The 21,785-nt window shown below is 30.1% G+C and carries 19 protein-coding genes; 5 read left to right on the forward strand and 14 right to left on the reverse strand.

Annotated elements, in window-relative coordinates; genetic code table 11:
* Positions 1-4: 4 nt before the first annotated feature.
* From DTL3_RS09015 to DTL3_RS09035, 5 genes are all read left to right on the forward strand, one after another.
* Positions 5-1,111, forward strand: coding sequence for an ATPase, T2SS/T4P/T4SS family (locus DTL3_RS09015; protein WP_045088422.1), 1,107 nt, complete (start codon positions 5-7; stop codon positions 1,109-1,111).
* 36 nt (positions 1,112-1,147) lie between these two features.
* Positions 1,148-2,359: a hypothetical protein gene (locus tag DTL3_RS09020; protein WP_045088423.1), complete on the forward strand. Its 1,212-nt coding sequence runs from the start codon at positions 1,148-1,150 to the stop codon at positions 2,357-2,359.
* Positions 2,360-2,382: 23 nt separating this feature from the next.
* The gene (locus DTL3_RS09025) at positions 2,383-3,279 is read left to right on the forward strand and encodes a DUF5685 family protein (protein ID WP_045088424.1); all 897 of its coding nucleotides are present in this window, start codon (positions 2,383-2,385) and stop codon (positions 3,277-3,279) included.
* 169 nt (positions 3,280-3,448) lie between these two features.
* Positions 3,449-3,940, forward strand: a complete 492-nt coding sequence (locus DTL3_RS09030; protein ID WP_045088425.1) for a hypothetical protein — start codon at positions 3,449-3,451, stop codon at positions 3,938-3,940.
* Entirely contained in the window at positions 3,937-4,893 is a 957-nt protein-coding gene (locus tag DTL3_RS09035; protein WP_045088426.1) for a P1 family peptidase, read from the forward strand. The genes DTL3_RS09030 and DTL3_RS09035 overlap by 4 nt, the downstream gene beginning before the upstream one ends.
* Positions 4,894-4,900: 7 nt before the next feature.
* On the opposite strand, the gene DTL3_RS09040 is transcribed toward DTL3_RS09035, so the two are convergent.
* From DTL3_RS09040 to cmk, 14 genes are all read right to left on the reverse strand, one after another.
* Positions 4,901-5,101, reverse strand: coding sequence for a heavy-metal-associated domain-containing protein (locus tag DTL3_RS09040; protein WP_045088427.1), 201 nt, complete (start codon positions 5,099-5,101; stop codon positions 4,901-4,903).
* A 2-nt stretch (positions 5,102-5,103) separates the two neighbouring features.
* Positions 5,104-7,338: a heavy metal translocating P-type ATPase gene (locus tag DTL3_RS09045; RefSeq protein ID WP_045088428.1), complete on the reverse strand. Its 2,235-nt coding sequence runs from the start codon at positions 7,336-7,338 to the stop codon at positions 5,104-5,106.
* 18 nt (positions 7,339-7,356) lie between these two features.
* On the reverse strand, positions 7,357-7,629 hold the full coding sequence (locus DTL3_RS09050; protein WP_045088429.1) for a metal-sensing transcriptional repressor: 273 nt from the start codon (positions 7,627-7,629) through the stop codon (positions 7,357-7,359).
* A 230-nt stretch (positions 7,630-7,859) separates the two neighbouring features.
* Positions 7,860-9,563, reverse strand: a complete 1,704-nt coding sequence (locus DTL3_RS09055; RefSeq protein WP_045088430.1) for a fibronectin type III domain-containing protein — start codon at positions 9,561-9,563, stop codon at positions 7,860-7,862.
* A 2-nt stretch (positions 9,564-9,565) separates the two neighbouring features.
* Positions 9,566-10,369, reverse strand: a complete 804-nt coding sequence (rsmA, locus tag DTL3_RS09060; protein ID WP_045088431.1) for a 16S rRNA (adenine(1518)-N(6)/adenine(1519)-N(6))-dimethyltransferase RsmA — start codon at positions 10,367-10,369, stop codon at positions 9,566-9,568.
* 49 nt (positions 10,370-10,418) lie between these two features.
* The gene (locus tag DTL3_RS09065) at positions 10,419-12,926 is read right to left on the reverse strand and encodes a polysaccharide biosynthesis/export family protein (RefSeq protein WP_045088432.1); all 2,508 of its coding nucleotides are present in this window, start codon (positions 12,924-12,926) and stop codon (positions 10,419-10,421) included.
* A 169-nt stretch (positions 12,927-13,095) separates the two neighbouring features.
* Entirely contained in the window at positions 13,096-13,551 is a 456-nt protein-coding gene (locus DTL3_RS09070; RefSeq protein ID WP_045088433.1) for a tetratricopeptide repeat protein, read from the reverse strand.
* Positions 13,544-15,367: a hypothetical protein gene (locus tag DTL3_RS09075; protein ID WP_144403518.1), complete on the reverse strand. Its 1,824-nt coding sequence runs from the start codon at positions 15,365-15,367 to the stop codon at positions 13,544-13,546. Before DTL3_RS09075 ends, DTL3_RS09070 begins: the two co-directional genes overlap by 8 nt.
* 6 nt (positions 15,368-15,373) lie before the next feature.
* Complete coding sequence (gene plsY / locus DTL3_RS09080; protein ID WP_045088435.1) at positions 15,374-15,985, reverse strand: glycerol-3-phosphate 1-O-acyltransferase PlsY; 612 nt, start codon at positions 15,983-15,985, stop codon at positions 15,374-15,376.
* 58 nt (positions 15,986-16,043) lie between these two features.
* The gene (locus tag DTL3_RS09085; protein ID WP_144403519.1) at positions 16,044-16,670 is read right to left on the reverse strand and encodes a hypothetical protein; all 627 of its coding nucleotides are present in this window, start codon (positions 16,668-16,670) and stop codon (positions 16,044-16,046) included.
* A 405-nt stretch (positions 16,671-17,075) separates the two neighbouring features.
* Positions 17,076-18,470 carry a ribosome biogenesis GTPase Der gene (gene der, locus DTL3_RS09090; RefSeq protein WP_407919247.1) on the reverse strand — a complete coding sequence of 465 codons (1,395 nt, stop codon included), beginning with the start codon at positions 18,468-18,470 and terminating at the stop codon, positions 17,076-17,078.
* A 149-nt stretch (positions 18,471-18,619) separates the two neighbouring features.
* Positions 18,620-20,209 carry a S1 RNA-binding domain-containing protein gene (locus DTL3_RS09095; RefSeq protein ID WP_045088437.1) on the reverse strand — a complete coding sequence of 530 codons (1,590 nt, stop codon included), beginning with the start codon at positions 20,207-20,209 and terminating at the stop codon, positions 18,620-18,622.
* A gap of 46 nt (positions 20,210-20,255) precedes the next feature.
* Positions 20,256-21,095, reverse strand: coding sequence for a 4-hydroxy-3-methylbut-2-enyl diphosphate reductase (gene ispH, locus DTL3_RS09100; protein ID WP_045088438.1), 840 nt, complete (start codon positions 21,093-21,095; stop codon positions 20,256-20,258).
* Complete coding sequence (gene cmk, locus DTL3_RS09105) at positions 21,076-21,765, reverse strand: (d)CMP kinase (RefSeq protein ID WP_045088439.1); 690 nt, start codon at positions 21,763-21,765, stop codon at positions 21,076-21,078. The genes ispH and cmk overlap by 20 nt, the downstream gene beginning before the upstream one ends.
* Between the last annotated feature and the right edge of the window lie 20 nt (positions 21,766-21,785).

A 21,785-nucleotide genomic window follows, 5' to 3' on the forward strand; every position in this document is an offset into this window, starting at 1 on the left:
AATTATGAAAAAAAATGATTTCGATATATACAATCTATACCATAGAAACGAAAATAGTTTTATGGTTGAAGAAGACATTGTAGGCAAATTTTTTCATAACTATAATGATGAAAACATCACTGATTTTCACTTTGAACCTAATAACAACGATGTAGGGGTTAGAACAAGATATTGTGGCAATTTGGTAGATTTAAGCCCTATGAGTCATTATGAGTATGATGTGTTCTTAAATAAATTGTTGATTAATTGCGGATTTGACATAATTAAAGACTTCAAAAATATTGATGGTTCTTTTAATTTTAATAACATTAATTTTAGAGTATCTTTTGTTAAATCCTCTCTTGGTATAAGTTGTGTTTTAAGAAAACTAAAAAATATAAACGATATTAAGGTTGATCTAGAACCATCAATAAAATCCAATATTGAAAAGCTGATAAGTGAAAAATCAAAAGTCCTTATTTTTTCTGGACCGACTGGTTCGGGAAAAACTACTACCATGCATTATGTTGTCAATAAATTCAAAAATAACAGAAAGGTCCATAGTATAGAAAATCCTATAGAATATATTAATCCTGATATCGTACAAATATCTTCTAAAGATGAAAGTGACAAAATTAATATCTTAAAATACATACTAAGACAAGATCCTGACGTTATTGTTGTGGGTGAAATCAGAGAAAATAATTTTGCAAAACTCTTGTTTGACTCTGCAGTTACTGGACACTTAGTTTTTTCAACTATTCATACAAAGAATGTTTTTTTGATTCTTCAGCGATTAAAAATGCTCGGTGTAGAATTAAAAAATCTATCAGAAAGTATAGATCTTTTGCTGAATCAACGTCTAATACCCAAAAAATGTGAGCATTGTAATGGAAAAGGGTGTAATACCTGTTACTTCACTGGTAAAAGGGGATATGTAACCGTATTCGAAGCTCTTATAGTAACAGATAACTTAAAAAGAGATATTTCTATAAATAAAAGTATCTCTTTCATAAAAGAAAAATATAAACAAACTGAAAGTTACATAGATCCTTCAATAAGGCTCAGAGAATTACTAGATAATAGTTTAATCAGTGAAGATCAATACTATACAAATCTACATTCATTTTAAGGATAGACAAAATATTGTCAGGAGAAGATAATTAAGTTGACTTATTTTTCTAGGAGTCCAGAAGAATGGAAAAAATATGACGAAGAAAAAAAAAGAAAGAGAGAAGAAAAAAACAAACCAAAGAAAATGGTTGAAAGATTTTCTTTATTCATTATTATAGCTATATCTGCTATTGCTATTTTTTTTAGTATATTTGGCCCAAAATTTTCTAGATTTATGTTTCCACATAGTATAACCAAAAAAGGAATAAATCTAAGTTTACAGACTCAAGATAATTTCTATTACCCTGAGCCCTTAGACATAAAAATATATGTTCAAAACACTAAAAATAAGAGTGATTATATAAAAATCGAAAATTTTTATTTTCGAATAATTAGAAAGTCGGATTCTAAAGTTATTCATGATTTCTCATCTCCACAGACTATTGAAACTCAAATTCAATCTCTTCAAACCTTGTTACTTTTTGATTTACTAAAAGAAGCTGAAATAAAGCAATTACTTGATGGAGAATATCAAGTGACTGCTTCTTTTTTATTCAATGGGGATAATGTAAGTCTTACTCGTGATTTTTATTATAATCAAAAACTAATATTGAATGTATATACAAATGAGATGTTTTATCTTACAAACGAATTCCCCGTATTCTCAATAGAAGTAGCAAATAGAACTGATACAACAATAACCAGTGAACTTTCTGGCAATATAAAAATCAATGACAAGAAAAAAGAGGTATTTAATCAGAGTTTCTATTTCGGACCGCTAAACTTAAAAACTTTAGAAAGTACAAGTTTTAAACTACCTTTAAACAAAACCTTTGAACAGGGAATATATAACTCAGTGTTCGAATTTGAAAGTATTAATCAAAATTACTATTCTCCTCTTGTCGTAGTTGATAAAATAGAAAATGATACAAAAGATCTTTCTTTAATCTTTTATACACCACTTTTTACTTCTAGAGGAGACTCATTGCATTTTGAGGCGAATCTTAAAAACTCTAAGAAAAAACCTATGCCACTTGAAGTCAATCAGATAAAATTCAGACTTTATTATGAAAATCAACTGATTTTCAATTACGAAAATAATGACAGAACTAGAATATACATATCAGAATTAGGTACAACACAAGTATTCGACTTGTCAGAGGTGAGAAATATAACACTTGATCGAAGTGGCAATTATTTGATTGATTTTAGTATAGTTATAGGAAACGACGTTCTTTCAAAGCAGCAAAATATAAGTGTGTATTAAAAACAGAGAGGCTTAGAATAATAATGTATGGATATCTATCAATCTATTTTCATCCAACAGATGAAGAAAAGAAAACTTATCTTTATTATTATTGTGGACTATGTCATTCATTAAAAGAGCAATTTGGAATAATCTATAGACCACTTATAATAAAAGAAATTGTTTTTTTCATGATGCTTAAAAATCCTATAATTTCTATTGAAGAGTTTAAATGTCCTTTTGTAACTTTTAAAACCAGATATAAACCTGAAGAAATTGATTTTATAGAACCATATTCTTATTTAAATATTTTGATTATTTATGGCAAAATAATAGACTACAAGAGCGAAAATATCCCTGTCCCTCAAAAACTCATTAATACTGTAAGGGGAAAATTGTTGTCTTATTTTGATGAGACTTTTTTAGAAACTTTTGAAAGTTACATAAATCTTCAACAAGAAGTCGAGAATTTAAATGTTGATTTAGATGATTATGCAAACCCTTCAATAAAAATAATGAAATGCTTATTTCAAAAATTTTTTCCAGCTGGTTATCCGGAATCATTGCCTATTGTTACAGGATATTTAATATATATGTTAGATAGTATCTATGATTTTGATAGAGACATCAAGAGAAATAAATTCAATGCTATAGCACAAGCTTTTAAGGTTAATAATATTATACATCTAGAAGAAAATCAAAAGGCAAGATTACTTTTCACTTATGATTTATGTGCCAAGGAATTGATGGATAAAATTGATGAGCTAGCAAATTATAACAACCATTTATGTACAAAAATAGCATCTTTTTCATTAATTTATCATAGAAATATAATCAATCAAATATTGAACGGGGGAAAGTATAATGAACGAACAACAAATTATTCGAGATTACATAAACCAAGGCGATTTCAAAAACCTGTTTTTAAATTACCAAAATAATCAAGAATTTAAAAATGATATTGATAAATTTAGAGCTGGATATTATAGAAGAAACACCTCCAGTTGTGGTGAATGTCTTCAATGTCTAGGTGCCACAGTGTGTGTAGACACTATGTGCGAATGTTTTGGTGGAGACTTTTGCCGATGGTTTTAAGCAGATTCCTCAAAAATGACTATAAATAAAATAAATCCTGTTGTCAAAACTTCTTTTCTTATCATTATTTTTTATCTTTTGTTCATTATCTCAAGAACTTTCAGAATTGCTCCTAGCATCATCAGTATGCTAATGCCTTTTGGAATACTTTTTTTAAAGAAGGGATACTCAGTAATTTATTCTGTTGTACTTATTATCTTAATCAATATAAGCGGATTTGTAGTTGAAAGTATAGGTATTTTTTTACTTTTTATGGTACCTGTTTTGATATATAATACTTTCCAAAAAAAAGTTGTCAGACATTCACTTATTACTATTTTTTCTGTAACCTCTTTTTTTATAATGTACTATTTCTTTGGATATTTGCTGCATGACTTCTTTTTAAGAAATAATTTAACTTGGCTATTGCTTTTATTGTATATTGTTTTTGCCAATTTATATGGATTTTTGCTTAATAGGTTAAAAAAAGAAATTGAAAATTTTGTAAAAAAGGAAGAATACAAATGAACAATACTATAACTGCTGTTCCTGGTATTAAGGTTGGTCACTATACTGATTTACAAGCTATTACTGGTTGTACAGTCATTCTGGTTGAAGATGGTGCTGTAGCAGGTGTTTGTGTAAGTGGTTCAGCACCCGGAACAAGAGAAACTGATTTGTTAAAAACTGGAAACTTAGTTCAGCAAGTTCATGCTATACTTTTAACTGGAGGAAGCGCCTTTGGTCTTGACGCAGCAGCGGGAGTAATGCAATTCCTTGAGGAGAAGAATATTGGTTTTCAAACAGATACAATCACCGTACCTATTGTTCCTTCAGCTGTTATATATGACTTAGATATAGGGAATCCACATATTCGCCCTAATAAAGAAGCAGGATACATTGCATCAAGCAATGCAACTACTCAAGAAGTTATACAAGGTAGTGTAGGAGCTGGAACTGGTGCTATGGTTGGTAAGGGTGCAGGCAAAAATTATTCTATGAAAAGTGGCGTTGGAAGTTCATTGATAGATTTAGGAAAAGGAATTCTAGTTGGAGCTCTTAGTGTTGTTAATGCCACAGGAGATATATACGAAAATGGAGAAATTATTGCTGGAGCAATTGATGAAAACAACAAATTTCTAGACATATATAATCTTATGAAAAAGAGAATGTTTAGGGCGAACCCAGGAGAAAATACTACTTTATCAGTAGTTGCAACAAATGCACGTTTGACAAAAGAATGGGCCAATAAAATTGCACAAGTTGCCAATGATGGATTTGCTCGAACTATAAAACCTGTCCATTCATTATTTGATGGTGACACAGTATTTTGTATATCAACAGGAAATGTTGAAGTTGACTTTTTTGACATATCATTGATCTCCCAAGTAGCAGCAGAAGCAATCGAAAAATCCATCATTAATGCCGTTAAACACGCCCAAAAAATCGATGGCCATCTTACTTATTCTGACTTATTTTAGTACTTACTTAACTCAACTTTGCGGTATAACCAACTTCTTCCAATAATTCAATAATTTCCTCGGGAGCCCCTTCCGTCTCAACTTCGACTTTCTTACTACTTAAATCTACCTTATAATTGGTTACTATATCAGAAGATTTAAGTTGTTTTTCTATAATTGTTTTGCAATGATTGCACGACATATCTGGAACATCGAATACATATCTCATATTTATCCCTCTTTCACTTTTAATTTTTTTTCAATAGTACTAGAATTTAAAATAACATTAATCGAACTCAGAAACATGGCTATTTCTGATAAAACCGGATGCATAAGGCCCATCATAGCCAGAGGAATCATTATTACATTATAAAAAAAAGCCCAGAAAAGGTTCTGTTTAATCTTTTGAAAAGTAATTTTTGAAATCTCAATTGCATCTATTATCTTAGATATTTCCCCTTGAATAATTATTATATCTGCACTTTCTATGGCTAGATCTGTACCTGTACCAATAGCTATTCCAATTTCTGATGATTTTAATGCTGCAGCATCATTTATTCCATCACCTATCATACAAACCTTTTTTCCTTCAATTTGATATTTTCTAACTATATTAACTTTTTCACTAGGACTAACATTTGCCCAAAACTCGTCTACTCCCACTTTTTCTGCTACAGCCTTTGCAGTAATTTCATTATCTCCAGTTACAATAACAGGCTTAATATTCATATTTTTTAGCTTATTTATAGTATCAATAGCTCCAGATCTTATTTTATCAGCAATTCTTATATAACCCCTTAATTCATCATTGACCAAAACCTCTACTACTGTCTCTCCCCTTTTCATAAAATCGATATACTTTTCAGACTTTTTTGGTTTTCCAATAAAATACAAGTCTTTTTTATATCTTGCATAAATTCCTAGTCCTGCCTTTTCTTCGATTTCATCTAATTTTAGATCAGATATCATGTCAGTTTTTAATTCGTCTTTAACATACTTAATAATTGCATTAGCTAAAGGATGAGTTGAATTTTCTTCAATTTTTGCCACAACTTGTAGGATTTGATTATCCAAATTATGCCAAACAACACTAGGATGACCTTCTGTGATAGTACCTGTTTTATCAAACAACACAACATCAATATTTTTTGCCATTTGTACCGATTCACCGTTTTTTATTATTAATCCTCTTTTTGCAGCGGAACTACTAGCAGACAGAAGTGCCATAGGCGTTGCTAAACCCAAAGCACAAGGACACGCAATTACCAAAGTAGCAACAAAAGTAAATAAAGCCGTAGAAAATGGTCCTGCATCTACAAGAACCCAAGGTAAGATATTTGATACTTTTAGCAAAAAAGGCTGAAATGCTTCATAATTAATAAACCATAATATACTGCTCAATACAGCCATCGAAAAAACTATAGGAATAAAATAAATGGTAATTCTATCTGCAAAGGCTTGAATAGGAACTTTTGAGGATTGTGCTTCTTCTATCAATTTTATCATCTGATTAATAAACAAATCTTCTCCAACCCTTGAAACTTCTACTTTAATAACCCCCGATTCAACTATTGTACCACTAATTACATATTCGCCCACCGTTTTATATACAGGTAAAGGTTCACCAGTTACCATAGATTCATCAATAGTCGCTTTCCCTTCAACTATGATTCCATCAAGCGGAACTTTTTCTCCAGTTCTCATTACTATTATATCTCCTATTTTTATTGTTTCTACGGGCAACTCTATTATTTCACCATCCATCAACACATTAGCCTTTTCCACTCTCAAAGCTAATAAGGCTTGAATATCTTTTGAAGCATTATACTTCATCTTTGATTCAATATACTTTCCAAGAAGATTTAAGGTGATTAACATAGCAGAAATGCTACCAAAGGACTGAACGTTCAAACCAAATATTAATAAAATGGTTGTCATCCATGAAGATAGAGCTCCTATTGTAACCAAAGTATCCATGTTAGTATGCAAATGAGACAAGGCTATCCATGCGCTTTTTAAAGTTTTTCTACCTGGATAAAAGATCACAATTCCACCGCAAAATAGCTCAATAAAAGTCATATGAGGAATATGAATGCCACTCATGTGAATTATCATAATTATCATCAGCGGTATTGTAACAATTAATGATACCATTAAGTCTTTTTTTGCTTCTTTAAATCTTTTTTCTATTAAATTTACGGTAGGCATTTCTCTAGAGACTTTATAACCTATGCTTTCTACCGCTTTTTCTATGTCTTCAATTGTAACCTTATCATTGGCGATTACGATTGCCTTTTCAGTTGCCAGATTCACTGAAACATACTTAACTCCATCTATTTTTTTTATTGCCCTTTCAACATTTCTAACACAAGATGCACACGTCATTCCTTGTACACTAAAGCTAATCTCTTTTTCTTGCGATAAGGATAGAGAATTATTTATGGACGTTTCAGTTGATGACTTCATATTAAGACACCTCTGTATTTAATATGTTTTGTTTAAATATCTAATAACTTCTTCTAATTCTTCTAATTTAATATTAATCTCTTGCTGATTTTGGGAAGTTATTGCTTCTTTTAAACACGTTTCAATATGTTTCTTCAAAATATCTACATGGGCATTTTTTAACAACGATATCGTTGCTAATAGTTGTTTTGATATATCTATGCAATATCGTTCTTCTTCTACCATCTTAATAGTTGCTTCAAGCTGACCTTTCGCTGTTTTTAATTTATTTAATGCTTTTTCATGTTTCAATTTTTTTCCCCCTCTACCGCTATTGTAACTGATACTATAATCAAACCCTTTCGCTATTTTTCTTTGTATTTTCTAGATCCTATTTTTGATTTTTAGATTACTACCCCCCTACCCAGGGGTAGTAATATTATAATCAAGATATTTTTCATTAATATTAAATAATAATTAAAAAAGCCCGCTTTTAGCGGACTTTTTATTAATAGAATTTATTGTATAATTATTTTTTGCTATTACTCTACTCTAGAAATACTTAATTTTACCTGCTTAACTCCATTTTCTTTAGAAGTACCTAATATCTCGTTTATTGCAACTAATAACTTATTTTCTATTTCTTTTTCTATTCCGGTTTTCTTAAACTGATCTACTGAATAAGTAGAAAATATCACTCTGAGAGTATCGAACACTTTTGAAAATGATTTTTCAACTTTCGCTTGCATATCTTGATTTGGTACAACAAGAGAGAACTCTGTAACGTAAACACGATTGTTTAAATTTATGCGAATTGGATATTCTCCTTTAATAATTTCAACATTGATATCCATAGGTTTTTCTACATACACAATTTCTGGTTTTTCTGAGCCATAAAATTTAATGTCCGTATAACCAAGAAATTTTGGATTATTAGGGTTTTCTTTAATAGAATAGACACTTACTTTATCGTCAGTAAACCTTAAATATAAGTAACCATTTGCCATTTTTATACCATTTGCACCTTTGAGATCAAGTTTTGACTTTATTACTGGGTTTTCAGGATTAGAAATATCAGCTATGTCTATACCTTCATCTTGCCTTAAAATGTATAGGTATCCATTATTTTGGATAACATCAGTAACATTACCTGTGGTCTGAACATTAGCAATCTCCTTAGGATTGTTAGGATCTCCAACCTCATAAATAGTAACTCCATATCTTCCGCTTGGAGAGTATAGATATACTTTTTCTGTAGCTTTCTCTTTTGTTGTAAACATAATCTGAGAGGTAGATTCTCCTCCCTTACCATCTTTTGCAACTACTCTTAAAGTATAGCTTTTTCCAGGTTCCAATGAATTATATTCATAAAAATAGTTAGAAACATTACTTGCAATTAACTTTTCTTCTTGGCCTTCTTCTTTTAAATATATATCAAAAGTTAGTATATCTCCATCTAAATCCTCAGTCTGCCAAACAAAATAAACCTTTTCACCTTCTATCAGTTGATTCTCAGTTGGAGATAACAGAGTGGGTTGTGTTGGCGGAACATTTTTCTGAAATACATAAGGATTTGAAAATCCAAAAACTTTATTATCTTTTACTACTGCAAATTTAAGATCTAATCCATCTTCAGGAACAGACCCTAACAAAACAACATTTTGAAGGGCAGTTTTAAATGGCTCATATATTCCTGCAGCGTTCTTTTTATAGATTAAGTATTGATCATAACCTGTTGGAAGAGTAATGTATAAATCATTGCCTTCCCATTTGTATTCAATAGTATATTTAATAGGATTTCTACTTAATTTTATATTATCTAATGACATATCATCTTTAATAAAAAATGCGGGGTCTGTATAGTAGTAATAAGCTATATTGTTATCATCTACTGCTAAAACGTTTAATTCATAGGAACCTTCTTCAACTTTTAACTCAATAGGTGTACCAACAGGGAAAACCGATTCATATGTATTTAATCCATTCAACTCCACTTTTATTTTACTGTAAGGTTCTGTTAAATTACTTTCCTTATTTATTGAATAATTAATAGTTAATTTATATTTTCTACCTAAAAGCATTACAGAAATAATTATAATTGCTGCTACGACTATAATTGCAACTATCGTAGAAATTATGATTATCCGTTCTTTATTATTTCTAGGCTTTTGTTCTTTACTTCCTTCTATAAGTTGTTCATATTCCATTTTGCTTTCTTTCTTTTCTTGACCACCTTGGTCAGCCATATCTATCCCTCCAACAGTTTATACATTCTAATATACGTTTCTATTGGAATTTCTTCTGGTCTCACTAACTCATTAAGTCCTAATTCTTTTAATATTGATTCAGGATTATTAATTACATTTTTTAAGTTATTTTTCAATGTTTTTCTTCTACTAGAAAAACATTGATGTATGAATTTCATAAATTTATCTGGATCTATTTCTTCAATATATTTGTATTTCGGGGTCAATTTTAAAACTACAGAATCAACTTTTGGTATAGGAACAAAATTTGCTTTGGATACATTCATTATTTTTTCAATATCACAGTAAATTTGAACAAAAATACTCAACGGACTGTACGATTTTCCAGATTTGGCTACCATTCTCTCACCAAATTCCTTTTGAAACATCATTACAGCATAATGAAATTTAGGAGATTCTTTAAGTATTTTTTCCAGAATAGGTGAAGAAATGTAATATGGAATATTAGCAATATATTTTAAGTTTTTATAATCTTTAAACATAGATAAATCTACTTTCAAAAAATCCATATTAAACATTTCTATATTATCGTAATTTTTCAACCTTTCTGTTAACAGTGGTTTAAATCTTTCGTCAATCTCAAAACTGATAACCCTTTTTGCTCTCTTGGCAATTTCTTCTGTAAGTATCCCTATTCCGCTTCCTATCTCAATAACCGTATCGTCTTCAGTAACCATGCTTTTACATACTATTTCTTCTGCAATTTTTGGAACAGAAAGAAAGTTCTGACCTAAACTTTTCTTTAATTTTATATTATACTTTTTTAACCATTCTGACGTAGTCAACTAAATTATCACCTTCAACCCAAATTGTGTATAAACACAACTCATGTTCTTAAAACAATCCTTTAACATTTTCAAAAACATCTACTCCTGTATCAACAAAACCCATAAAAAATTGAACGGTAGTCATAACTTCAACAATATTTGTTATCGCATTTTTAGGTACATATATTATATCTTTTGGTTTAATTTCTGGATTCATTGATGTTTTTATAGGTGCTGCCTTTATTATACCAGATAAATCAAGCGTAATTGGTGGATTTTCTGGACCATCTTTAAACAAATATACTGTTGATGGTTGAGCTGATTTGGTAGTATTTCCAGCTTTAAGTATGGCATCTAAGACCGTCATACCTGAATTATATGTAACCAAACCTGGCCTTGTTACTTCTCCAAAAACATATACTACTTGTTCTTCTGATGGTGGAACATACACAATCGAACCGGGTTTGACTAATACGTTTCTCAGGTTGTCAATATTGCCTAGATTTACCACAATTTCTTCGTTTTCCTCTGTATAAATTATTGCATTTTCTTGATTTTTCCAATCAATTTTAGAACTTGAAAGAATCTCAACCAAACTGATAGGAATATCCGTTCTAATACTCTTAGGATCAACATTACCTAAAACGGCTATATATGAACCCTCTAAATCTGGTTGAATTATAACATAAGAACCTTTTGGAACTTCTTTTGTTAAATTATTTAATATATCTGTAGAATCAAGGCTTTCTATTAGTTTTCCGTTTTTATATATTTGTATTACTCCTTTATCTACAGGAGTAAATCCATTAACAGAAGAAAATACATCTATTATTCGAACTATATTGTCTGTAATTACTTTCGTTTCCCCGCTTTTGTAGACTATAACCTCATTTGAAGACTTTTTGTAAATTTCTATAAATACCTTGCCTTCTAATGGAATAGATTTTAAAGCATTATAATCAGAGGCATCTACATTTCCTGCCTTATTAGCAATTTGATACCTTATCTCATAAGCATCACTAAGATTGAAAGGTAATAATAGTTCATATAGTGAATCTCCTAATGAATAATCAACACTTCCCGAAATATCTCCGAATATATAAGCAATTCTTTCCATAGAATTAGCTATTATAGTTGATCCCGGTTGAACAAAAATATCTTTTAAGCTGCTTAAGTCTTTAGTATCGACCTTTATAACTTTAGCTGTACCAAGAGTATCTATCATTACTAATTCACCAGAGAAATCATTTGTAAATCCATGTCCTAACCCTAAAACTTTGTCTAGAGTTATATTCTCGTTTGGTAAAAAACTTATTTTACCTGTTTGATTAAATGCACCTGTTAAATATACATAATTTTTCTTTGTCTTGATGCTAATAAAATCTCCATTTTTAATCTGTGCATCTAAATTACTTTTAATATCATTAATTTTTACTTCTTCAACGAATTCTTCATTAATACCTACCTTTAATAACAAAGTTCTTACATTCATGTTTTCATGTTTCTCAAAGTCTACCTGTTTTGATACCTCATCTGAGTTCAGATAAACATAGCTCAAAAATTTATTTATTATAACAGTATCACCAGGAAGTAGTTTAAATTCTTTTCCGTTTGTAATTTCATTTAACGATAAACTAAATACTTGTGAGTCCCTAACAACATTTATTGTATCATTGACCTGATTTAAAGGTATATTTATGTTCGCAGCAGAATTTAATAATGCAATAGCTGATTTTATTCCCATTCCTTCAAAATAGTCCAAAGAGGCAGTTCCAAAATCCGAAAATACAAGTACTTTATTAGCATGATTTAATGGAACAATAATGGTATCCCCAGGTTCTAAAAAGAAGTCCTCTGATTTAAGAATATTTTCAAAATTAACCTCCTTAATTTGAGAATCTCTAATAACAATAATCTTCGATGATATCTTATTAACTGATACGTTCATTGTTGAAATAACTGATTTTAAACTCATCCCGTCATAATAATCTATAGAGGAAGTTCCAAAGTCTGAAAATATGGTAATCTTATTTGTATAATCATATGGAAATAAAACAAAAGAACCTGATTGAATATATGGATCTTCTCCTTTGTTACCACTTTTAAGCCATTCAATATTGACTTTTTGCTCTTTTCCATCTGGTGTTTTTATTATTGCAAATGAAGACTTATTTGTATCTTGAAAACCGCCTACTTGACCAATTAGATCTGACAGTCTTATTTTTTCGCTTTTTATATCAATTACTCCGTTGATTTTCGTGTTTCCTATGACAGTTACAGGAAAAGGTGCGTATTTTACCACTCCAATTGTGACCTTGTTAGCTTTTATATAACTCTGCATCTTGGTTGAAACCTCTTGTTCCAGCTGATCCAAGGTTTTTCCCTCAGCTTTTAACCTTCCTAGAGGAGGAACGGTTATTTCACCTTCTGGACCTACGATTAATTCAGAAATTGAGTATTCTGGATAACCTAAAACCCAAACTCCTAATGTATCTCCTATCCTAACGTTATACGAAAAGGAAATCAACGACAACACAACAAACAACGTGAATAATAAAAATTTCTGTTTACTCATTTTTTCCTCCTCCATAATTAAATTTTAGTCATTTGAGATATCCTAAAACTTAAATTCCATCAAAGCGTAAAATTCCTAACATTTTGGTATATATCTACCTAATTAGAGAAAGCTACGCTATTAATCCTCTCAAAATCAAAAACCTATTTTTTATCTTATTAATCAATTTTTATAATCCAACCATCTTCTCTATCAGATTTATTTCTTGAGAGTCATAACCCATAATTTTTATGCTATCTAAATACTTTTTTGCTAACTGTTTATTGTTTGTTTTCAAAGCGGATTTGCTTTTTAGAAGCAAAACATGATACCTCATTTGTTCTGACTCTGGTTCTTTTATTGTTATCAATTCATCATAGTTGTTGGATTCATACAGACTCTCTGCTAAATAAAGATATGTTTCATCCAAGGATAATCCTTTTTCTATGCCTAATTTGAAATATTTTGATGCATTTTTATAATCACTATTAAGTAATAAACATACCCCTAAATTATGATAAAAAATAGGTTCTTCTGGCATGATTTCAATCGCCCTTAAATAATAATTTAAAGCCTTTTCATACTGACCTGTCTCTATTAGGTCATTTCCACTTTTATTGATATAAAAAGCCTCATTTTTATTCATTATCTATCCCCTCAGTATAATAGAAAAGTGTATCAACCAATAAATTGTCTTCTAGTAATAAAGTAATTGTTGTTGAATTAATACCCGAAACTATAGGTGGAAATAAGGAATATTCAAAATAATCAACTACTTTATATGAGAAATTTAGATATTCATTCAGGTAACTTTCATATTCATCGTTTATTATCGCTCCCCCGCTTAGATATGCAAGATTCTCTATGTCTTTATTTATGCTTTTTTCATCGGTTAAATAATATAGTGAGCTACTTGAAAGTATGAAAGGTATACTTTTTTCAGGAGTCAATTTAAAAGTTATTTCTCCATGGGTTATTATATTGGAATCTGTGTTGATTTGGGGAATATGTATTTCAAATAATTCGTTTATATCATAATAATAAACATCAGGAATTATATAACTCCTGATATATTGAAATGGTACTCTTGCACCCATATCCATTACTAATATATTCTTGGACAAAAACTCCATTTTTTCACCTGATACATCTATGACATTTAACTTAGCTGTAACTTTTCTATCGCTTTCATTGTAATTCAAACCATATAAATTTAGGAGATATAGGTCATACTTTCCTTGTGAATTTAGCCTTTGCATAGTAACTTCGTTGTCTTTATAATCTGTTATGATCATTACTCCACTTTTAATCTTAACTCGTCCTTTAAATTCATCAAACTCGTCATCTTTGGTGTATTCACTTATTTTCATTAATTCTACCTCAGATTCGTGGCTATTATTCAAAATCTCTAACCCATCTTCTATCGAAGATAGCATTAGTTTGTTCCAAGGTAAACACGATATAGATAAGTACGTTTTAGAAGGTAATTTAATTATCTCTACAACTTCATTTTTTAATATATCAAGATGAAAAATAGATGAACTTGAATATTCTAGTAAATACAAGCTATTTCTCCAAAGGACTCCATCAGTAAATATATATGAATCGTCAAACTTTTTTTGCTGAAGTATCTGTCCTTTAAATCCAATAACTTTTATTTCGTTGTTATAAGGATCATACCCTATAATTCTCCCTGCATTATCAATTGCATAAATTATAAATGGAAACCCTTCAATTAAAGCTTTAATCTGATTTTCCTGTTCAGAAGTCGTATAGGTACTTTCTTTTGTTAGAACTTCATCGATCTCCTTTTTTTCTTTTCTTATTATAGGAGAATAACTTTCAAAATAATATATTCCTTTATTTGAACCTAGATACAACCTATTCAAATTTTTATCTGAGTTAATAGAATAATAATTAATCGTTTTATCTAAATTAATCCATTTTTCATTAGTAGTATCTGTTTTGTATATTAAATGATTTTGACAATCTAAGATATAAAGGTTTGAATTTAATATCTCAACATCAACCGGATTATAAAACTTTTCGAACGAATTTTTAACCCCAAAAAATCCATGCAAATTGGAAAAGGTTGGGGTTGCATAATTCGATATAGAAAAATTTCTCATATTTTCTATGAAATTTTTTAAAGTTTTCGCCTCCTCGTTGACTGTAGAAAACAAAAGTGCATTTTCCAAGTCTTGAAGAGCTCTATCAATCATGCCTAATTGTAAATCTAACTTGGCAGCATAATACCATAACCTTGGAATATCAGTTATGTATATTTCTCCAGCCATTGCTTCGTTTAATTTTATTCTAGCTTCATATTTATTTCCTTCAAAAAGCAAATTCAAACTTTCTTTGAAAAGTTTTCTTGATTCTAATTCACTTTTTAATAGTTCCTGAGAAAAACCCATTACTAATGCAGATAAAACTAAAATAATTGTCAATAATCTCTTCACATTAAATCATTCACTTTTCATATGTCCTTTCTTTATCAAGGAAAGAAAATCGGTTTTATTTTCCGTTCCTTCAATTAACCTTTTGATATTAGTTCTATGTTTATATGCACTAAATACAAATAGTATAAGAAAAGTAATGCCAGCTTTTACATCTATGAAAAAACCCATAATAGCTGAAATAAGCATTCCTAGTAGAGAAGCTAAAGATACATATTTGGTGGCTAATTCTACAGGAAACCATACTATCAGAAATATTATACCCAATAAAGGTCTTAAAGCGAAATATCCTCCTAATGTCGAAGAAACACCTTTTCCACCTTTAAATTTTAAAAATATGGAGTAATTGTGCCCTAAAACAGCAAAAATTAAACATAGATAAGGAATCCATGAATTAATTCCAAAAATCATCCTTGCAACGAATACCGGAACAAACGATTTCAAAAAATCCAAAGAAATACAAATAGCTCCATACTTAGGGCCTAAAGCTCTTAATACATTTGTCCCTCCTACATTTCCACTACCAACTTTTCTTATATCAACTCCTTTTAACCAAGGTACTATAAAACTAAAAGGCAAAGATCCACACAAATAACTTATTATCAAAAAAAATATTTTCATGGATTCCCTCCCTCTACCCTTTGTTTAAATGTACTTATCTTCAACATTCTGAAATTTATCATTTTCCTGCAAGAAGACTCCCACTTCTGTAAGTGGGTGATGAATTGCAGTTATAAAACACACTAAATCCTTTCCTAAACATATAGGGCTTAACTAAATCTGTTTTAACTGGCTTAGACATTTCCATTAGCTTAATATATTTACCTTTGTTCTGTACACCTTGAACTGAATATTTTTTGCTCTCAAAGATAACGATATCTTTAGGCTGATAAGCGTATCTTTGCTTACGAATATTTCTTCTGCCTTTTGATTTTTTAGCTCCACGATACTTATGAAGATTTTCTTCATTTAAGTTTTTGTTCCGTGTCCTTCTACCACAGAAAAGCTCTTGTCCTGTTTTAATAGACTTATCTCTTATATCAACATATTTTGCATCATAGAACTTTTCGAGTGAACGATTGTTTCTCCTAATTTGCTCAAAATAGATAGGTTCTATTCTCTGTTGATTAATTCCACCTGCTATGCAAAATGCATCGTTATAATGTGTCTTTTCCAAACCAAGACTTACTCTTTTGGATTTTGTAATATAACCGTAAGTGTAGTCACACATCAGCGCATTGACCAATTTCCATCTTATAGTAGACATAAATGTTGCGTCCTTTAATGGTTTTTGAACAGGCTTCATTCCATACAATTTACCTCCATCAAGGTAAGTCAGGCCGAAGCCTGTAGGTCCACATCGCCAATGTTATAGCAGGTTTAATGGTAACAGCACTTCTCCTACCCCTCAGAGATGTTTAACCATTACCCTCAGAGCATGGGACTTGTGGAGCATCCCACGGTGACTATATATTCTGCTATAACTAATCATTAGCAAAAGCTAATGACATAGGCTAATCAACCGAGCTTGTATTTCTACAAGCCCCCGCCTCTAGGGGCGGTGGGTAATTGACCAATATCTAAAACATCATTCTATTAAGAATTTCTCCTCAAAACTACCTAAAAATGACTGTGTTTTTTGATGTTTTCAACATTTATATCTAAAGTTAGGATATTCAATTTATTCTACATAATTAACCTCTAGCAATATTTACTTTTTTGACGATTGTATTTTACCTTTTATATCTGATTTTTTTCTCGAAGGTTTTGACTCTTTAAATTTCAAAAATATTGGAGAACCTATAAAAGGATCTACATAATTTCTTATCATATTTCTTAATCCTTGCTGATAATACTTTGGTACATCATTTGGTAAATTTGTATAAAATACAAACACAGGTGGTCTTATCCCAACTTGTGCAGCGTAATAAAATTTAATTCTTTTACCTTTTTTTATAGGGGGAGGTGATGCCATAATATATCTCTCTAAAGCTGCGTTTAATAGACTTGTTTGTATTCTTTTGTTCCTTGATCTATTAGCTTCCTCAATTGAGGCTATAAGCTCATCTATACCCCATTTTTTTGCTGCGGACGTAAACACTATCGGACTATAATTTACAAAAAAGAATTCTTTATCAATGCTAGAAAGAAATTCTTCTTTTTTTTGTTGTTTGTTTTTTACTAAATCCCATTTATTAAAAACAATAACGCTAGCTTTACCCCTATCTTCTGCTAATCCTATAATACTTTTATCTTGTCTGGTTATTCCTTCAAGTGCATCCACAACCAAAACAACCACATCTGATCGTTCTATAGCTCTTATCGATCTTGAAATAGAAAACATTTCTATGCTACCGTATGAAACAGTACTTTTTTTTCTTAAACCAGCAGTATCTATAAAACTAAATTTTTGGCCTTCTATTTCAACTTCATAATCTATGGAATCTCTTGTAGTACCTGGAATTTCTGATACTAAAGCTCTTTCTATACCAATTATAGAATTAAATAATGAGGATTTCCCTACATTTGGTCTACCAACAATCGCAACTTTTATTATTTCTTCTGATGTTTGTTCAGCATCTTCAATAAATGAAGTAAGTTCGTGTTTTACTAAAAAATTCACTATTTCATCTAAAAGTTCGGTAATATTTCGATTATGTTCTGCAGATACCGGAATAATATCACCAAACCCTAAAGAATATAATTCAGGTTTTACTTCAATTTCAAATTTGTCATAGTTCTCAGCCTTATTTGCAACTAAAATAACTTTATTACTATATCTTTTTAAATTATCTGCTATATAGAAATCTTCTGATGTTAGACCATTTCGACCATCAACTACAAAGAGTATCAAAGCAGCCTCTTCCCTACTTTGAAAAATAAGTGATTTTTGTTTTTCTTCTATATAACTTTGAGCATTTTCAAAAATACCACATGTATCAATAACCGTAAAGGATACACCATCCCATTCAGTTTCACCATATACAAAATCTCTAGTTACCCCTGGCAAATCATGAACAATAGATTTTTTTTCACCAATAATTCTGTTAAACAAAGTGGATTTTCCAACATTAGCCTTACCTACTATTAATACTTTTGGTTTAATCACGTCTTTACACCTCATCACATACTTTTATCTATTCTTTTAATTCAAAGAATATAGATTTCATTTAAATACTAAGTATTTTTTCTTTTAAAGTACCTTAAAAATCTAGATATTTTTATAAATTAGAAGTTTATAAATTTTATAAAACACTATTTTTCTAAATCTTTTAATATATCTTCTGCTTCTTTTCCTTCAAAATTTTCGAGATTTACAGCACTGACAACCATGTTTCCTCTCTTATTTTCATTTTCAAGGTTGATTTCTAAAACCTTAACTTCAACTTCTTCACCAATTTCAAATATCTCTCTAACGTTTTTTGAATCAAACGATGCTTTGCTTGATGGAAGATAAGCTTCAACGTTATGTTTATCAACGAGAACAATAGCACCTTTGTCTACAAATTTAGCAATTTTTCCCTTTACTATATCGCCTGGCTGGACTTCTCTAATTACTTTTTTCCAAGGATTTTCTAACGCTTTTCTTATAGATAATCTCATTTTTCTATTATCTTTATCAACACTTAATATTTTAACCTTGACATTGCTACCTTCTTTCAGATAGTTGCTTATATTATCAATAAAATTCCATGAAAGCTCAGAAACATGCAAAAATCCAGTTACTCCTTCCTCTAACTTGATTATAGCCCCATTTTCTAAGATTTTTTCTACAGTTCCTTTAACAACTATTCCCTCATTATATTTTTCCTCAATATTTTCCCATGGATCTCCCATTGCCAGCTTGTAACTTAAATTCATCTTTCTGTTTTCTTTATCTATATCTAACACTTTAACTTTAACTACATCTCCAACCTTTACGACATCTTCAATTCTTCCACGACGTCCCCAAAAAATTTGCGATTCATGAACTAACCCTTCTATTCCTTCTTCAATTTCTACAGTAAATCCAAACGGAAATATTTTTGTAACAGTCCCATTTACAACACTATCAATAGGGTATTTAACCTCTATTGTTTCCCAAGGATCATCTTTCAACTGTTTAATTGAAAGATTAATTTTTTTGTCTTTTTCATCAATATCAACTATTATAGCCTTTATTTTTTTCCCAATTTTTAAAAATTCTTTTAGATCCATTCTACTGTTCCAACTTACCTCATTTTTAGGTAAAAATGCTGTAACATAATCAGACAACCTTACAAAGGCACCAAAATCTTTTACTTCTTCAACTATACCTTCAACTAACATCCCTTTCTTGTAATTACCAAAAAAAACTTCTATTTTCTCTTCAATATAATCTTTTCTTGATACGACTATATTTCTTCCTTTTTTTGATATTACTTTTACACCAACTTCTTCAGAAGGCATATCTTCATATATTTTCAACAAAGAAAGAGAACCAGGAAGAAAAGCCTTTACAACTCCTTCTATTAAAACAGTATAACCGTTTTTAACCCTCTCTTTAAAAACAGCTTTGTAATTTTCTCCCTCTTTTATGTCATTGAACAATTTTTGCCAAACAGCTTTCTTTTCGGATGCCAAATGCAAACCTTCAGCATCATTAACTTTGGTAATCTTAATGGTTATTAAGTCGCCAATTTTGTAGTCTCTTTTGGATCTAAGTAGTTCGTCTTGGGTTACAAAAACATCTCCTGGAGAACCTTCCAATGCTACCCATATGCCATCGTTATCTATTTCAAAAACTTTTCCTTCAAAAATTCTCCCTTTCTTCAATTCAATTATTTCAAGATCTTCCATTAACTCTTCAAAACTCTGCTTTTCCATCTTAATATCCTCCTTGCATTCAGATTTTCCCAACATCTATCGTAAATTATAAACTTTTTAAGTAATTTACAACTCTTTCTAACTCAACTATAGGGGTTGAGGAACCAGTTACAATACCTATAACATCAGATGGATATATTTCAATTTGTTCAAGTTCCTCATATCTTTCTATATAAAAAGTCCTTTTACAACGCTCTTTTGCTAAATTATACAACTTTTTGGTATTGGAACTTTGTTTTCCCCCTATTACTAACATTAGATCACATTTTTTTGATAATTCTAACGTTTCTTTTTCTCTTATTAGAGTCTCGGTGCATATGGTATTTTTAACAAGAATTTCTTTAAATGAGTTTATCTTTATGGTATCAGCTATAAAATCTTTAAAACTGTCTTCTCCCATAGTTGTTTGTGAAACAATTAGCACTTTTTTAAATGTAATATTTAGTGGTTTTTCCGTTATTAAAAGGCTCTTTTCATCAACATTTCCTTTTAGTCCTCTAACCTCTGGATGATCTGCTTTTCCAAACAATATAGAATAATAGCCTTCTTTCTGTTTTTGCCTTACTAAACTGACAAGATTTTTTACTATAGGACAAGTCATATCTATCACTTTCAAAAAATTATTTTCTAGGACAATTTTTTCTTTTTCTGTTATTCCATGAGCCCTTATAACAATTATTTTAGAATTTGCATCTTGAGGAATTTCTTCAAGGCTGTTTATTACTTTTGCTCGAAGTTCTTTTAGTTCATTCATTACTTCATTATTATGAACCAATTCTCCATATATATAAACTTCTTTATATTGTTCTAAAATTGTCTTTACCTCTTGAATTGCCCTCGACACCCCAAAGCAAAAGCCAATTCTCTTAGCTACAAGTATTTCCATATAAACCTTTCTCCTTCAAAATATTAACTATTTCTTGAATAACATCTTCTATAGTTTTATTAGTAGTATCAATAATAATAGCATCTTCTGCAGGCCGCAAAGGAGAAATATTTCTTGTTGAATCAGCTTTATCTCTTTCTTCTATTTCCTTTAAAATATCTTGATATGATACATTTTCTCCTCTTTCTTTCAATTCTTTCCATCTTCTTCTAGCTCTCTCTTCCAAGGAAGCTGTTAAAAAAATTTTTATATCACTATTAGGTAATACTTCAGTGCCAATATCTCTTCCATCTACTACAACACTGTTTTTTTTCGATATTTCTTTTATCAGATGGTTCACTTTTTCTCTGACAGCAGCATTTTTTGAGTAAATGGAGGCGAGCATCCCTGACTTTGCATTTTTTATCTTGTCTGAAACATCTTCCCCATTTAAATAATATTTGTTATTTTTAATTACAATTTCTATATCATCTATCTTATTCATGATAGTTTTAGAATCTTCAGGATTGATCTGTTGGTTATCTAAATAATAACCTATAATTCTGTATAATGCTCCACTATTTAAATAGAAGATTCCTAAAAGATCTGCAATCTTTTGAGCAATGGTAGATTTTCCTGAACCTGCAGGTCCATCAATAGCAATCTTTATAGTATGATTCTTACAAGCCATTTTTATCCCAACTATTCATA

Source organism: Defluviitoga tunisiensis (assembly GCF_000953715.1).
Lineage (GTDB): Bacteria > Thermotogota > Thermotogae > Petrotogales > Petrotogaceae > Defluviitoga > Defluviitoga tunisiensis.

Bases quoted from the DNA above. Each gene is read 5' to 3' on its own strand.
- DTL3_RS09040 (WP_045088427.1), bottom strand. From the start codon at position 5,101: ATGAGATATGTATTCGATGTTCCAGATATGTCGTGCAATCATTGCAAA.
- DTL3_RS09085 (WP_144403519.1), bottom strand. From the start codon at position 16,670: ATGAAGCCTGTTCAAAAACCATTAAAGGACGCAACATTTATGTCTACT.
- DTL3_RS09070 (WP_045088433.1), bottom strand. From the start codon at position 13,551: ATGAATAAAAATGAGGCTTTTTATATCAATAAAAGTGGAAATGACCTA.
- DTL3_RS09035 (WP_045088426.1), top strand. From the start codon at position 3,937: ATGAACAATACTATAACTGCTGTTCCTGGTATTAAGGTTGGTCACTAT.
- DTL3_RS09025 (WP_045088424.1), top strand. From the start codon at position 2,383: ATGTATGGATATCTATCAATCTATTTTCATCCAACAGATGAAGAAAAG.
- DTL3_RS09030 (WP_045088425.1), top strand. From the start codon at position 3,449: ATGACTATAAATAAAATAAATCCTGTTGTCAAAACTTCTTTTCTTATC.
- ispH (WP_045088438.1), bottom strand. From the start codon at position 21,095: ATGGAAATACTTGTAGCTAAGAGAATTGGCTTTTGCTTTGGGGTGTCG.
- DTL3_RS09015 (WP_045088422.1), top strand. From the start codon at position 5: ATGAAAAAAAATGATTTCGATATATACAATCTATACCATAGAAACGAA.
- DTL3_RS09065 (WP_045088432.1), bottom strand. From the start codon at position 12,926: ATGAGTAAACAGAAATTTTTATTATTCACGTTGTTTGTTGTGTTGTCG.
- plsY (WP_045088435.1), bottom strand. From the start codon at position 15,985: ATGAAAATATTTTTTTTGATAATAAGTTATTTGTGTGGATCTTTGCCT.
- DTL3_RS09095 (WP_045088437.1), bottom strand. From the start codon at position 20,209: ATGGAAAAGCAGAGTTTTGAAGAGTTAATGGAAGATCTTGAAATAATT.
- DTL3_RS09045 (WP_045088428.1), bottom strand. From the start codon at position 7,338: ATGAAGTCATCAACTGAAACGTCCATAAATAATTCTCTATCCTTATCG.
- DTL3_RS09055 (WP_045088430.1), bottom strand. From the start codon at position 9,563: ATGGCTGACCAAGGTGGTCAAGAAAAGAAAGAAAGCAAAATGGAATAT.
- cmk (WP_045088439.1), bottom strand. From the start codon at position 21,765: ATGGCTTGTAAGAATCATACTATAAAGATTGCTATTGATGGACCTGCA.